Annotated in this window: 16 protein-coding genes; 15 read left to right on the top strand and 1 reads right to left on the bottom strand. The window is 37.7% G+C overall.

Features of this window, described 5'->3' with window-relative positions; translation table 11 throughout:
• Positions 1-42 precede the first annotated feature (42 nt).
• The 8 genes from ABES03_RS13050 to ABES03_RS13015 all read left to right on the top strand — a co-directional run bounded on the left by ABES03_RS13050 (position 43) and on the right by ABES03_RS13015 (position 7,753).
• A complete protein-coding gene (locus ABES03_RS13050) occupies positions 43-816 on the top strand; it encodes a class I SAM-dependent methyltransferase (protein WP_430117704.1) in 774 nt (257 codons plus the stop codon).
• A 245-nt stretch (positions 817-1,061) separates the two neighbouring features.
• Positions 1,062-1,652 (top strand): YpjP family protein, encoded by a 591-nt coding sequence (locus ABES03_RS13045; protein ID WP_430117726.1) that lies wholly within the window; start codon positions 1,062-1,064, stop codon positions 1,650-1,652.
• A gap of 103 nt (positions 1,653-1,755) precedes the next feature.
• Positions 1,756-2,337, top strand: coding sequence for a TerD family protein (locus ABES03_RS13040; RefSeq protein ID WP_430117703.1), 582 nt, complete (start codon positions 1,756-1,758; stop codon positions 2,335-2,337).
• Between the two features lie 141 nt (positions 2,338-2,478).
• Complete coding sequence (locus ABES03_RS13035) at positions 2,479-3,249, top strand: TerC family protein (protein ID WP_430117702.1); 771 nt, start codon at positions 2,479-2,481, stop codon at positions 3,247-3,249.
• 86 nt (positions 3,250-3,335) lie between these two features.
• Positions 3,336-4,523 carry an HpcH/HpaI aldolase/citrate lyase family protein gene (locus tag ABES03_RS13030; RefSeq protein ID WP_430117701.1) on the top strand — a complete coding sequence of 396 codons (1,188 nt, stop codon included), beginning with the start codon at positions 3,336-3,338 and terminating at the stop codon, positions 4,521-4,523.
• The gene (locus ABES03_RS13025; protein WP_430117700.1) at positions 4,474-5,823 is read left to right on the top strand and encodes a phosphoribosyltransferase family protein; all 1,350 of its coding nucleotides are present in this window, start codon (positions 4,474-4,476) and stop codon (positions 5,821-5,823) included. Before ABES03_RS13030 ends, ABES03_RS13025 begins: the two co-directional genes overlap by 50 nt.
• 11 nt (positions 5,824-5,834) lie before the next feature.
• Positions 5,835-6,956 carry a cysteine protease StiP family protein gene (locus ABES03_RS13020; RefSeq protein ID WP_430117699.1) on the top strand — a complete coding sequence of 374 codons (1,122 nt, stop codon included), beginning with the start codon at positions 5,835-5,837 and terminating at the stop codon, positions 6,954-6,956.
• Positions 6,953-7,753, top strand: coding sequence for an HAD family hydrolase (locus ABES03_RS13015; protein WP_430117698.1), 801 nt, complete (start codon positions 6,953-6,955; stop codon positions 7,751-7,753). The genes ABES03_RS13020 and ABES03_RS13015 overlap by 4 nt, the downstream gene beginning before the upstream one ends.
• Here the strand turns inward: ABES03_RS13015 and ABES03_RS13010 are convergent.
• Positions 7,750-7,995 (bottom strand): hypothetical protein, encoded by a 246-nt coding sequence (locus ABES03_RS13010; protein WP_430117697.1) that lies wholly within the window; start codon positions 7,993-7,995, stop codon positions 7,750-7,752. The two genes, ABES03_RS13015 and ABES03_RS13010, sit on opposite strands and share 4 nt — an antisense overlap.
• 268 nt (positions 7,996-8,263) lie before the next feature.
• On the opposite strand from ABES03_RS13010, the gene ABES03_RS13005 reads away from it, so the two are divergent.
• From ABES03_RS13005 to ABES03_RS12975, 7 genes are all read left to right on the top strand, one after another.
• Positions 8,264-9,901, top strand: a complete 1,638-nt coding sequence (locus ABES03_RS13005) for a YceG family protein (RefSeq protein WP_430117696.1) — start codon at positions 8,264-8,266, stop codon at positions 9,899-9,901.
• Between the two features lie 33 nt (positions 9,902-9,934).
• Entirely contained in the window at positions 9,935-11,008 is a 1,074-nt protein-coding gene (locus tag ABES03_RS13000) for a toxic anion resistance protein (RefSeq protein ID WP_430117725.1), read from the top strand.
• Positions 11,009-11,054: 46 nt separating this feature from the next.
• Entirely contained in the window at positions 11,055-11,666 is a 612-nt protein-coding gene (locus tag ABES03_RS12995) for a TerD family protein (protein ID WP_430117695.1), read from the top strand.
• Between the two features lie 32 nt (positions 11,667-11,698).
• On the top strand, positions 11,699-12,277 hold the full coding sequence (locus ABES03_RS12990; protein ID WP_430117694.1) for a TerD family protein: 579 nt from the start codon (positions 11,699-11,701) through the stop codon (positions 12,275-12,277).
• Between the two features lie 133 nt (positions 12,278-12,410).
• Complete coding sequence (locus ABES03_RS12985; RefSeq protein ID WP_430117693.1) at positions 12,411-13,112, top strand: anthrax toxin lethal factor-related metalloendopeptidase; 702 nt, start codon at positions 12,411-12,413, stop codon at positions 13,110-13,112.
• Positions 13,113-13,169: 57 nt separating this feature from the next.
• The gene (locus ABES03_RS12980) at positions 13,170-13,964 is read left to right on the top strand and encodes a thymidylate synthase (RefSeq protein ID WP_430117692.1); all 795 of its coding nucleotides are present in this window, start codon (positions 13,170-13,172) and stop codon (positions 13,962-13,964) included.
• The gene (locus ABES03_RS12975; RefSeq protein ID WP_430117691.1) at positions 13,961-14,449 is read left to right on the top strand and encodes a dihydrofolate reductase; all 489 of its coding nucleotides are present in this window, start codon (positions 13,961-13,963) and stop codon (positions 14,447-14,449) included. The genes ABES03_RS12980 and ABES03_RS12975 overlap by 4 nt, the downstream gene beginning before the upstream one ends.
• Positions 14,450-14,704 lie beyond the last annotated feature (255 nt).

Below are 14,704 nucleotides of genomic sequence, written 5' to 3'. Positions count from 1 at the left end.
GATGTCATTCGACGTCCTTTTCTTTTTCAAGGGGTAAGTAGGATGTTTATAACTACGGCAGGTAGAACAAATCAGCAAATGATTGAAAAAGCTATTCATACCGCAAAAACTTTACAAGTACCCTATGTGCCAAGAAAAAAGAATTCTATTTCTCTATTACAGGGAGAATGGGACAGTGGGTGTCTTGTAGTAGGGAAGGAAAGAATAGAACTATATGATAAGGGGAGCGCGCAGCCCTTTTTCTTCCATCCTAATTCAGCAATGTTCAGGATTAAGCGGTTGTTACAAGGGGATCACGACCCTTTTGCAGAAATCGCTCAGCTTTCAAAAGGGATGACCGTTATGGATTGCACTCTTGGACTTTCCTCTGATGCAATTGTAGCAAGCTTCCTCGTTGGGGAAGAAGGGAAGGTAATAGGAATAGAAGGGCAAAAATATTTGGCATTCATCGTTCAGAAGGGGCTTCAATCATGGAATTCTGGTTTGGAAAGTATGAATGGGGCAATGAAAAGAATTGAAGTCGTTCATTCTTCTTCCCTTGATTATTTGAAGAAACAGCCAAATGAATCTGTAGATTGTGTTTATTTTGATCCAATGTTTGAGAATAGTATCCTTGAGTCGGATGGAATAAAGGCGTTAGGTCAATTTGCAGTGTATGACGATTTAACAGAAGAAGTGTTAAAGGAAGCCAGAAGGGTTGCTAAAACTCGCATTATTTTAAAGGATCATTATAAAAGCACTCGATTTGAAAAATACGGTTTTCAAGTAGTTAGGAGAAAAACGTCTAAATTTCACTTTGGTGTGATTGATAAATAAAGAACTGAAGGCTCTTCGCTTCAGTTCTTTTTATTTTGGCTCTGTTAAACTTGTCTGTTGATTTCCGCTCCAATCAACAGGGGATATAAATCAACACTGTTCTTTAACACAGCCTTTATTTTTAATAATATGAAAAATATTAAACTGGTTTTTTCCATTTTTCTAAAAAAAGAAGTATAATATCTTTTAAGATACTAAAAATTCTAGTAAATATTAACTTCGATAGAATAAGGTGTGAACTAGTGATGAACAAGTGGCTTCGTAAACCGTTATTTGTATTGATTTCTATTTTAACCTTTGGTCTTGTTACACCAACACAGTTAATGAATTCTGTTAATGCGGAGTCCTTCCAAGACATAGATGCTTTTGAAGCGACGGCAGATAGAAGTATAACTCAGCAAAATGGATTTTATGAAGAATCAGAGTTTAATCGGGAAGAGTTTATGGAACAATTAATAAAGCAGGCAGAAATTCAGTCTTACCAAAAGTTTGGAACAAAAATTAAGCCTGTAATAGAAGATGAATTTCGCGAAGTTATTTTGCCTAATATTGAATTGGCTATTGCTCAAACGGCAGACCAATTCCCAGAAGAGGATCTGAAGAACCTTACAATTTCAGAGCAGCCAGGTTCCGGTCTTTCAGAAAAAATATTTAATATTAAAAGCCGCTTAACAGGGGAAGATATTTTACGTTTCCATGTAAGACGTGACAATCCACCAAAAGCAGGTTATTGGTTTAATTTTCATTATCATACCATTTATGACGACTATCAAAGCCATCATGAATTAGGAACAATCTACTGGGCTAAAAATACACCTCCTAAGTGGATGAGTTAGGTTAGCAATTGCGAATGAGAACAAAAAAATTTTTTATAATAAATGAAACCTTTTTATGAGAAACTCGTAAATAGACTATTACCTAAATTGGAGGAATGAAAAAATGGCAGTAAGTTTATCAAAAGGTCAAAAAGTTGATTTAACAAAAACAAATCCAGGATTAACGAATGTTGTAGTTGGACTTGGTTGGGACACTAATAAATATGACGGCGGAAATGACTTTGACCTGGATTCATCTGTTTTCCTTTTAGGAGAAAACGGAAAAGTTACCAATGAAACTGATTTTGTTTTTTACAATAATCCTCAAGGAGCAAACGGAGCTGTTGTACATACTGGTGACAATCGCACAGGTGCTGGTGATGGGGATGATGAACAGGTAAAAATTAATCTAACAACTGTTCCAGCGAATATTCAGCGTATTGCGTTTACAATTACGATTCATGAAGCAGATAGTAGAAACCAAAATTTTGGTCAAGTTTCTAATTCCTATGCACGAATTTTCAATGAGGCAACAGGGGAAGAATTGATTCGCTATGACTTAGGTGAAGATTTCTCTATTGAAACGGCGATTGTTGTTGGCGAATTATATCGTCATAACGGTGAATGGAAATTTAGTGCAATCGGCAGTGGTTATCAAGGTGGATTAGCAGCCCTTGCTACTGACTTTGGTTTATCTGTAGGTTAATAATTAGAATGGAGAAGACCCAGGTGTTCATGGGTCTTTTTACAAAATGTATACTTCATTAAAATGCTGAGCTAAAGCGCCTGAGACTTCTTTGATAATCCAAGGCGCTTATGCTTTTCTACTCTAGGAGGAATTTTTTTAATGTCTGTTTTAAATCATATCTTAGACACGTATTCTCAATTTTTTAATTGGAGTATGTGGGCAGAAGTATTAACAAATCCTGTAAGCTGGGGCTTGATTGGTACACTGGTTATTCTAGAAGGCTTACTATCAGCTGATAACGCGCTTGTTCTAGCTGTAATGGTTAAGCACCTGCCACCTGAAAAACGAAAGAAAGCTCTATTCTATGGACTATTAGGTGCCTATGCTTTTCGTTTTATTGCAATCGGAATTGGAGTATTCCTGATTAAGCTTTGGTGGGTAAAAATATTAGGAGCGGGCTATCTTGCATGGTTATCAATCAAGTACTTTATTGATAAACGAAAAGGCGCTGAAGAGGGCGATGAAGAGTCTGAGGGGTTAAATCAAAGTGGTTTACTCATTCGCTTATTTGGTACCTTTTGGGGAACTGTTGTAGCGGTTGAATTAATGGATATTGCCTTCTCTGTGGACAGTGTTCTAGCTGCCTTTGGTGTAAGTGAACAGGTTTGGGTATTACTAGTTGGAGGTATGCTTGGCGTATTAATGATGCGAGGAGTTGCAGGTGTATTCTTAACCTTAATAGACCGTGTACCTGAGCTTGAAACGACAGCATATATCTTAATTTTAATTATCGCCTTAAAGATGCTTCTAGCTGTATTCCATATAGATATGGGACATTTAACGTTCTTTATCATCCTATTAGTGACATTTGGAGCTACATTTGTCGTTCACTTTATGAATAAAAAGAAAGAAGAAAGTAAAGGCAATTAATTAATTTAATTTTATAATAATATCAAAAGGGGAGCTGACGAAAGTCTGTTTCCTTTATTTTTTACCTTATACTGAGGAGAAATAAAATGAATTTTTTTACCTATTTCTACGAGGAAGAAATGATTCGTTTCTTCTATAAAAAACCCCAAACCTTTAATAAATACTCGAATCGTGAGCTATTGTCATATGGATTAGGAGCAACCCTTTACATGCCGGCAAATCGTCCAAATATCCATCAAGAAATTCTTTCAAAAAAACATGAGGGATTAACCTCACTTGTTATCGACCTTGAAGATGCAGTGGGTGACAACGAGGTTGACAGAGCTGAAATTCTTCTTATGACAGAGTTGCTTAAATTATATGGAGAATTGAACAAAGGATTTTTAAGTTTCGTAGACTTACCGTTGATGTTTATTAGGGTTCGTAATTTAGAACAATTTAAAAGGGTGAATGAACAATTAGGAGAAGCGACCAAACTTCTTACAGGTGTCGTTTTGCCAAAGTTCACTGCGAACCGTGGTGAAGAATTATTAAATGAGGTTATAAAAATTCATTCAAACGAGCACCCCTTTTATGCAATGCCGATCTTAGAGACAGCAACAGTCATCCAAAAGGAAACTAGAATGGAAGAATTAATGAACATTAAGCACCTACTCGATCGGTTTAAGGATAATATTCTGAATGTTCGGATAGGAGCAACAGACTTTTGTGGGTTATATGGGATAAGAAGGAGTGCTGACACAACAGTATATGATATTGCTGTATTAAGAGACTGCATTTCAGATATTATTAATGTTTTTCAGAGGTTTGATTGCCCGTATGTGGTATCGGGGCCGGTTTGGGAATATTTTTCAGCTAAAAAAAGGATGTTAAAGCCACAACTAAGACAAACACCCTTCCGTGAAAGGTATGGTGATGAAGGGCTGAAGTGGAGAGCCAAATTAATAGATGAAAATACAGATGGATTCATACGGGAAATTCTTATGGATATTTCAAACGGTTTGACAGGAAAGACAATTATTCATCCTTCGCATATTAAAATAGTTCAAGCTCTAAATGTTGTTTCGTATGAGGAATATATTGATGCGAAAAATATAATTGAAGCTGCAACGGGGAACACTGGAGTATTTAAAAGTGACTTTTCTAATAAAATGAACGAGATAAAGCCTCACTATTATTGGGCAAAGAAAATAATCTTAAAATCACAGCTTTACGGGGTGTTACATGAAGAATTCACAAACATTGACCTTATCAAAAAAGAAGTATACGTATAATATCCTTGATGCGTTTGAGACAGAAATTGAAATAGTAGAAAATATGTATAATCTACCAATTGAAGAGCTTTTTACAATGGCGGCGAGAATCAATAAAAAGCGCTCGTTCCTTTTCGTAAGCAAGGTATTAGGCAAGCATTTACCCATTCTCCCTAATAAAGGACTACTCACTGCAGCATTATTAGCTGTCAGATACATAGAATCGGTTAAGGGTTTGCATTGTGAGGAAAAAGAAGAGCTAGTGTCCTTTTTTTCAAAAGGAGGAGAAACATACAACCATCTTCCGTTTGTGCCAAATTCGATTCAACCTATTGTAATAGGGTTTGCAGAAACGGCTACTGCACTCGGTCATGCTTTTTTTGATTGTTTCTATACAGCTGAATTCTTTCATACAACAAGAGAGGAAATGCGAGAGGAAAAGCCGAACGTCACTTTTGAGGAAGAACATTCACATGCCACCTCGCACCGGTGCTACATTCCAAATAATATGATTAATAACCAACGGGAAATTATTCTTGTAGACGATGAAATAACAACTGGGAAAACAGCATTAAATATCATTCAGTCCATTCATGCAAATTACCCAAGAGAAGAATATACAGTTGTTTCCATATTGGATTGGCGTTCACAAGAAAATAAAGATAGATTTAAACAGCTTGAGGATGAACTGGGTATAAAGATTCACGTGGTAAGTCTAGTAGCTGGCCATGTTCAAATTAAGCAGCACAAAGAAATTATTAGTCAATCCTCATCTGGAAATGATAGGAAAAACAAGGTGGAGCAGTCAGTAGAATTTCTGCAATTGTCTTCTTTGTTTACCCCAGTTCCATTTTCCTCTAAGACCAATGGGAATACGACCCCATATATCCTTGAAACGGGTCGTTTTGGTCTCGGAGGATATGAAAACTCTTTTGATGAAAAAATGTCGGATGCAGCGTGTTACTTAGAGCAAAAAAGAACAGGTGAAAAGACGCTTTGTTTAGGTACGGGAGAGTTCATGTATCTTCCTATGCAGCTTGCTTCTAAAATGGGAAGTGGTGTATATTATCACTCCACCACTAGAAGTCCAATACATGTTGAAAACAGAAGGGGGTACGGGGCTCAGTTTGGTGTGACCTTTCCCAATCCTGAAGATTTAACAGTTACAAATTTCGTTTATAACATTCCTCCTGATTATTATGATGAAATATTTATTTTTTTTGAGAGAGAAGTAGAGTTAGAGAATCTCCAGCCCTTACTAAACGAACTTAACCGTATAGGGGTACAATCAATAAAGATCGTCTTTTTTTCTAAAAGTTAGAGGTGAAAGAAATGCAAAAAACAGTCAATAAGCCTGCGAAAATGGGGACTTACCATGAAGATGATGTGCTTTTCTTACTTAAAGATTTAAGTGAAGTAAAGCTTGAGGACTCAACTGCAAACCGGGAATTGATGGTTCAATCAGGGATGCATTATAGCGAATCATTACCTATCGAGTACCAGCCTCCAGTAGAATATGTTGATTTATTTTGGACAACATTGATGGAATACAAACAAAAAGTGGCTTTGTGTGTAGGGATTGTGGCGGAACAAATCTACCAAATAAAAGAGAATAAGACCGTTCTCGTATCCTTAGCCCGAGCTGGAACTCCAGTAGGAATATTGATTAAGAGATATCTTAAATTCCGATACAATGTATCTTTGCCACATTACAGCATCTCTATTATCAGAGATCGAGGAATCGATGAAAAAGCCCTTCAGTACATTATTAATGAGCATCCAGATGGTGTCATTCAATTTGTTGACGGCTGGACAGGAAAAGGGGCCATTTCGATTGAATTAACAAAGGCCTGTCAGGATTATGAACGAAAATACGGGACCACTCTTGATGATACACTTGCTGTTATTGCAGATCCAGGCTACTGTACGACTCTGTTTGGAACGAGGGAAGATTTCTTAATTCCAAGTGCATGTTTAAATTCAACTGTTTCCGGCCTTGTTAGCAGGACTGTATTAAATAAAACATACATTGGAAAAGACGATTTTCACGGTGCTAAATTCTACCGCGATTTGCTTCCCGCTGATGTGTCAAATGAATTTATCCATCTAATCTCTACTGAGTTTTCAATGATTTGGGAGGAAGCGGCCGCAATTGCATCTCAAAAGAAACACGAAGAAATAGAAACGGGATTTCTAGGGATGCAGGATGTAAAAAAAATCCAAGCTGAATTTGCCATAGAGAGCACGCATTATATAAAACCTGGTGTAGGAGAAACGACCAGGGTTCTTCTGCGCAGGGTTCCATGGAAAATTCTCATGCGTGATCCTTCCAGTCCATTCGTTAAACACATCCTTATGCTTGCCGAAGAAAAAGGGGTTGAGGTCGTGGAATATCCTGAATTACGTTATTTATGTTGCGGCATAATTAAGTCGGTGAAGGAGAATAAAAAATGATAATAGCTTCAGACCTTGACCGAACCATCATTTATTCAAAAAGAGCAATGGCTGAACTAGAAGAACAACCTGAAGGGCAACTGAAGCTGGTCGAAATAAAAGATGGTGAACAGGTTGCCTATATGACAAAAGCAGCCTTTTTTGCCCTTGAAAGTATTTCTCAAAAAAGTTTGTTTATTCCTGTTACAACGAGGACAACAGACCAGTTTAACAGATTATCCATTTTTAAAAACGAGATTGAATTCAAATACGCCATAACTACTAATGGGGCTGTTATTTTAGAACATGGGAAGCCTATGGAGGAATGGACAGAGTATGTAAAAAATCGGTTGCAAATGGAATCCGCGTTAGAAGAGGAACTACTTTCCATGTTTCAAAGTGAGGCTATTCATTTTGATGGGCTAAAAAAACAGGTGGGTAAGCTTTTTTTCTATTATATTTTAAATAGCCTTCCATCAACAGTTGAAATGAAATTAATCCATGAATTGGTAAGAAAGGTTGGCTGGAGAATTTCACTACAGGGGCGAAAACTATATATTATTCCGCAGGCAATTAGTAAAGGAAGTGCACTTGAATATCTTTGTCAAAAAGAAGGGACCAAAGCAATAGCAGGTGCAGGGGATTCCATTTTAGATTGGGATTTTCTTCAGAATTGTCAATATCGATTCGTTCCCAACCATGGTGAGCTTGCTAAGGCGACAGATACGAGTGATCTTATTTTTACTAAAAGTCGTGGGGTAAGTGCGGGTGAAGAAATTCTCCAACAGGTTTTAGAACTGTTGCCTCTTAAAGTTTAATTCTTTTTCATTAACCTATTAAAAACAAAAAAGTATAGGCAGGCAAATAGACTGTAAAATGCAAAAAAGAAAAGAATGGACATGACAAGTGAATGCATAACGGGGAATAGAAGCAGGGTAAAGATGATACTGAAAATAAATAAGTCCAAGTATATAAATAAATCAGATACCATTACTTCCATTACCGTATTTAATTCCTCTTGAATGTGCTCCATCCTTGGACGTTTATAGAGAAATCTCATTCGAGTCACCTACTTTAGTATGAGTACTCAAATAGTATGTCAGGACAAGAAAAAAGGTGAAAAATGAAAGGATTGCTTAAATAACGAAACATTTTTGAGACCCATTCGTATAAACAAATGAACCAATTAAATAACTGTGATATGATGATAAGGAAACCTTACATAATTTTCTATTATTATGCGGAAGTGCTAAAGTACTGAAGCAGGACAAAGTATATAGATCTTCTTTGGAAAATAAGCTTTCGCTTCTAGAGGGAAGGGATTATGAATGTATCCACCATTAAATCAATTGAACGTCCGTCCTATATCCCTAACGTATGAAAATTGGTTTGATCTTTTAAAAAAAACCTTACCAGAACGGCCACATTTTTCATTAGAAAATGGAACCATCCAGATCGGGCAAGTACTAGGTAAATTTCTAGGGATTCCAATTGACACGGATGAATACTACAACCAGTTATTTGATTATGTTAACTCGAAGGAATGGGGGTTACAGTTATTAAGTGAGGATTCACTTGATAAAACAATAAATAACACGTATTTTCAGTCCATTCAAAAAGTAATTAATATTAATCAAGAGCAAAAATTGTCCATTAACCGCTTTGCAGCCTTTCTTGATGGGGAGCAGCTTTTGTTGAAGTCAAAAGTACCGGTAATTCACCGGAAATTAAGGGAAGCGATGATTGCCACACTTGAATTGTACGCTACCCTTGAGAAGGATGGGCTTAAAAATCACGAACTAAGGCGAGTTCTCGTTGATTTGGTGAAGTGGTCAATCAATCACTTACAGCAAGAATTAGACCATGCGGATCCCGAGAGGGCCATGCCCAAATATCTGTGGTATGGAAATTTCAAGAAAAGTCACCAATATTTTTTATATTATTTAATAAAGCTTGGCTGTGATATTGTCGTTTTTGATCCTGAGGGTAAAGATATACTAGCAGGTTTCGTTTCTGAACCAGTTTTCACTCATCACTATCCAAAGAAGCTACCTGCAGAGACTTTTCCTAATGAAAAAAGAAGCAGGAAAACAACCGTTGCCTATAGGGCCTCGAAAGAGATTGAGACGATTTTAAACCAAGAAGGATCGGGACTTTATAAACCATGGCAGTTAAGGGAATATACCCCATCTTCCATTACGTTAAAAACTACATATGATGAGCTATTTATCCTTTGTAAAGAAATAGCAATGATTCGTCCAGACTTCGAGGTAGGTGAGGGACAAGTTAAGATTCCCTCTATTTTTGCAAAAGTCCAGGGTGTTAGTAAGAATCGTAAAGAATATTGGGACCGCCTTCAATCTCTTGGTCAGTTGGAGCACAGTTACCTCATTCGTCAACTGCCATTTACGATGCAGAGTACCAGCGATTTTCGCTTCCATTACCGAAATGCTCTTGGGAAGGATGGCTTGCTAGTCCCTGGAAAAGTGATGCAGGCACACTATTGGCCCTATTCATTTTTAGCTTCTGGACTACAAAAGGGAATCGCTCATGCCATTAGGAAAATCTGTGAGAAACCAGGTTTAAAGTTTTTGCCGATGGAAAATTTAGAAGATGTGAAAATGTATTTGTTTACTCAGGCTCTATTTATGCCAAAAAGGATCATTCAATTGCTAGAGAGATTTGATTATTCCCAGCAGGTTCCTAAATTGATTATCTTTAATAATGAATTATCCGGCATGCTTTCAAGGTCGGATGCAGCACTGCTTCTGCTATTAAATCAATTTGGGATAGATATCATCCTTTATAATCCACCTGGCCATAATGACATTGAAAATTATATCGATGAACAATTATTCGATAAACACTGGCTTGAGGAAATGGTCTTTGATTTGGAATATAAAGAGCCTTCTGTTTTTAAAAAGGGGCTTTTTCAAGGAATACTAAAAAACTTAAGGGGAGATTAAGTAGTGACTTTACCTTCAAATCAATCTAGCGGCATGATGCCAATAAGCGATAATGACAGACTATCAGAAACAAAAGCTTCTGATATCAAGCTAGCACTCCGTAAAGAACCAGAAGTTCAAAATTTAGTACGTACGATTGATGAGCGAGACCAAATTCAAGTTTTGGAATTCGGGAAAGAACCAGCCGTCCAAATTTCTCGCTTTTCTGATCAGATTCTCAGCAATATGCGGACAACAAAAGTGGAAGATTCTGGTGAACTTCTGAAACAGCTTGGACGCATCATGGATAAATTTGATGCAAAGGACTTTCAAAAGTCATCTGGTGGTATTTTCGGAAAGCTATTTAAAAAGGGCGAAAAAATGGTAGAAAAGCTTTTTGGAAAATACCAGACGATGGGATCTGAGATCGACAAGATTTATGTCGAAATCTCCAAATACCAACATGAGATGGTTGATTCAACCAATATGCTTGAACAAATGTATGAACAAAATTACCAATACTACATGACACTTGAAAAATACATTGTTGCGGGTGAAATGAAAGTAGAGGAGCTGAAGAACAATCAGCTACCACAGCTAGAATCTCGGGTTGCTTCAGGGGATCAGTTGGCATCCATGCAGTTAGATTCATTAAAAAATGCTATCGAACTATTAGAACAGAGAATTTATGACTTAGAAATGGCGAAAATGGTGTCGCTACAGACAGCACCGCAAATACGCTTATTGCAAAGAGGGAATACAAAGCTGATAGGAAAAATTAATTCAGCGTTTGTGACGACGATCCCCATCTTTAAAAATGGATTAATTCAAGCAGTTGCAGCTAAGCGTCAAAAGCTTGTTGCAGATTCAATGAGTGAGCTTGACCGCAGAACCAATGAAATGCTGCTTAAAAATGCTCAGAATATTTCACAACAGAGCACTGATATTGCAAGGCTGGCAGGCGGTCCTAGCATTAAAATTGAAACAATTGAAGAATCCTGGAATATCATCATCAAGGGAATGCAGGAAACAAAGGCAATTGAAGAAGAAAACAAACGTTTACGTGTTGAAGGTACAAAACGTTTAGAGCAGTTACAGGAAAATTTTAAGAGATTGAAACAATCATAATTATTTCATTGTGATAATCTAAAAAATCTTATTTGAGGTGAATGATATGGCTATTAATTTACAAAAAGGTCAGCGAGTGGATTTAACGAAAGGAAATCCAGGACTAACTAAAATCTTGGTAGGATTAGGCTGGGATCCCGTTCAAAGCGGAGGGGGCGGTGGCTTGTTTGGCGGTTTGTTCGGCGGCGGCGGTGCTCCCAATGTTGACTGTGATGCGTCTGTTATTATGCTTGGTGCGAATGATAAACTTCAGAATAATAAAGATGTTATCTATTTTGGTAATTTACGAAGCAATGACGGTAGTATTCAACACTCCGGAGATAACCTGACAGGAGACGGAGACGGTGATGACGAGCAGGTAATGATTGACCTAAGTAGAGTGCCGTCAAACATACAGAAACTTGTATTCGTTGTTAATATTTATGACTGTGTGAAAAGAAAACAGCATTTTGGAATGATTCGCAATGCATTTATCAGGGTAGTAAATCCTACTAATAACCAGGAGCTAATCCATTACAATCTAACTGACAATTACAGTGGATTAACATGTCTTGTGACAGGTGAACTATACCGACATGGAAATGACTGGAAGTTTGCTGCGATTGGTAGTGGTACAAATGCAGCCAGCCTTAGTGAAGTGGTTCGTTCTTATAGTTAATTTGTTATTATTGTCAAAATGAGGTGATACGTTTGGGAATTAATTTATCAAAAGGACAAAGAATTGATTTAACGAAAACAAATCCTGGATTAACGAAGGTCATCATCGGTCTTGGCTGGGATACAAATCGCTATCATGGCGGACAAGATTTTGACCTTGATGCATCGGCATTTTTAACTGATGCCAACAGCAGGGTGACGGAAGATCTGGACTTTATTTTTTACAATAACTTGGTTCATGCTTCAGGTGCCGTTGAACATACTGGCGACAACCGCACGGGTGAGGGTGACGGGGATGACGAGCAAATTAAGATTGATTTTAGTAAGGTTCCATCCCATGTTAGTCGGATTGCTATTACTGTAACCATCCATGATGCTGAAGCGAGAAACCAGAATTTTGGCCAAGTCAGTAATGCCTTTGCTCGGGTAGTAGACGAAGAAACAAATCGTGAAATCCTAAGATTTGACCTGGGTGAAGACTTTTCTGTTGAAACAGCTGTCGTGATTTGTGAGCTTTATCGTCACAATGGTGATTGGAAATTCAATGCAGTAGGTAGTGGTTTTGCAGGAGGATTGGCTGCCCTCTGTAGAAACTTTGGCTTGGAAGTTTAGCTTTAGAAAAAAGAGGCTGGTATTGAACTAGCCTCTTTTACGTGTAATCCCAAATGTTACCTAATCTTATCGAACCTTACAGTCAATTACCCATGTTATAATTCTATTAATCAATTAAAAATGGGGTTATAGTATGCGGAAATGGATTGTTTTCTTTATCATAGCTGGATTGTTCCTATCTATCATCACAACATCTCAAGCCTCTTTTGATGGGATAAGCCTCAAAGAGTACCCCGAAAATTCTATACTCTACCAATCTCTTAAAGATAAACCTTCATTATCGCTGCTAAAACAAATCATTATTTTACCAAATCAGATATTTGATCAAACCGAAGCAGCAGCCATCATAACTAGAATTGATGCTCTCCCGTCTTCTCTACTGGAAAAAACAAAAAAACAGGGAATAAGCGTTAAACTCTTCACTGGAAAACTAACAGACAATGTAACAGCAAGACATTTAAAAGGACAGGTTCCAAGAGGGTACAACCCTGCCATAACGTGGGACGAGGTACCTGGCATCGGAGGGTCTAAAGTAGTACTTGTAAAGATTGGCTTTAGTGAAAAAGGGAAAGGGCATGGTTCAGTGAATTTAGAATTACATGAGCTGGCCCATTCAATAGACAGGTATGTTTTTAGTGAGATCAGTCAATCGTATGAATTCAGTCAAATATGGATGGATGAGCATGAGTCATTGTTTCCTAATAACAGTTACTTCTTTTATCAAGAGGAATACTTTGCAGAAACCTTCGCCATGTACTATTTAAATAGTACAACAAAGAAACTATTACAGACCAAGGCACCGAAAACATATCAATTTATTAGCCATCTTCACTAAATAACTCGTGAATGTTAAAATGAAAAAATATGAATGGCAGGAAGGGGAGAGTACGAAGTGAAGCAATATTTAGAGTTATGTGAGCATGTATTAAAAAATGGGACCGTGAAAGGTGACCGAACGGGGACTGGAACGGTTAGTACGTTTGGTTATCAAATGAGATTTAATTTAGAGGATGGATTTCCACTAGTAACTACAAAAAAGCTACATCTAAAATCTATTATTTACGAATTACTTTGGTTTTTAAAGGGCGATACCAATGTTCGTTACCTTCAGGAAAATGGCGTACGAATATGGAATGAATGGGCAGATGAAAATGGGGAGTTAGGACCTGTTTATGGACACCAATGGCGGTCATGGACTGGTGCAGACGGAAAAACAGTGGATCAGATTAGTGAGCTAATCCATCAAATAAAAACAAATCCAAACTCAAGAAGACTATTGGTCAATGCCTGGAATGTAGCAGAGATCGACAATATGGCATTACCGCCGTGCCATTGTATGTTCCAATTTTATGTTGCTGATGGAAAGTTATCCTGTCAGTTGTATCAACGCTCAGCAGATGTATTTCTTGGAGTACCATTTAATATTTCTTCCTACGCACTTTTAACCTATATGATTGCTCAAGTGTGTGACTTAACGCCTGGTGAATTTATTCATACCTTTGGGGATGTTCATATTTATCAAAATCATCTTGAACAAATCAAGCTTCAATTAGGAAGGGAGCCAAAGAGGCTGCCAACTTTGAAAATTAATCCAAATGTTAAGGATATTTTCTCTTTTGAGTTTGATGATTTTACATTAGAAGGTTATGAAGCTCACCCACACATCAAAGGAGTTGTCAGTGTATGATTTCTTTTATCGTTGCAATGGACGAAAATAGAACGATTGGAAGAGAAAATCAATTACCCTGGCATTTACCAGAAGACTTAAAATTTTTTAAAAGGGTGACAATGGGCCACCCAATTGCAATGGGGAGAAAAACGCACGAGTCTATTGGCCGGGTCCTACCAGGCAGGGAAAATATCGTGATTACCCGTCAGGAAGACTACCAAAGTGAAGGATGTACGATGTTTTACTCGGTTGAGGAGTTTGTTAAATATTCCCGAAATGTGGACGATGAAATATTTATCATTGGCGGGGCGGAAATTTTCCGTGAGGCATTTCCCTATGTAGACTGCTTGTACCTTACGTTAATACATGAATCATTTGAAGGAGATACATACTTTCCCCCATTTGACGTAAATCAGTGGGAGCTTACTTCCTGCGAAAAAGGGCCAAGAAACGAAAAGAACCCATATGATTATGAATTTAGAATTTATAAAAGAAAGCTTTAGATAAACTAAGAGCATCCATGGTTTCAATAATAAAGGCTGTGTAAAAGAACTGTGTTGACTTTCATCCCCTGTTGATTGGAGCGGAAGGCACGAAGACTCCTGTGGGAGTACGGTTCAGGGGAGACCCCGCAGGCGCAAGCGCCGAGGAGGCTCGCCGAAACGCCCACGGAAAGCGAAGTGCCTGGAGCGGAAATCAACAGCCATTTTAACAAAGCCCAATTAAAAAAGGAGGGTAGGATTTGGAAACGATACTAT

It is taken from the genome of Neobacillus rhizosphaerae (genome assembly GCF_050477885.1).
Taxonomy (GTDB): domain Bacteria; phylum Bacillota; class Bacilli; order Bacillales; family Cytobacillaceae; genus Neobacillus; species Neobacillus rhizosphaerae_A.
Note: the sequence above shows the minus strand (reverse complement) of the source record. Positions and strands in the feature narration are given on the sequence as shown.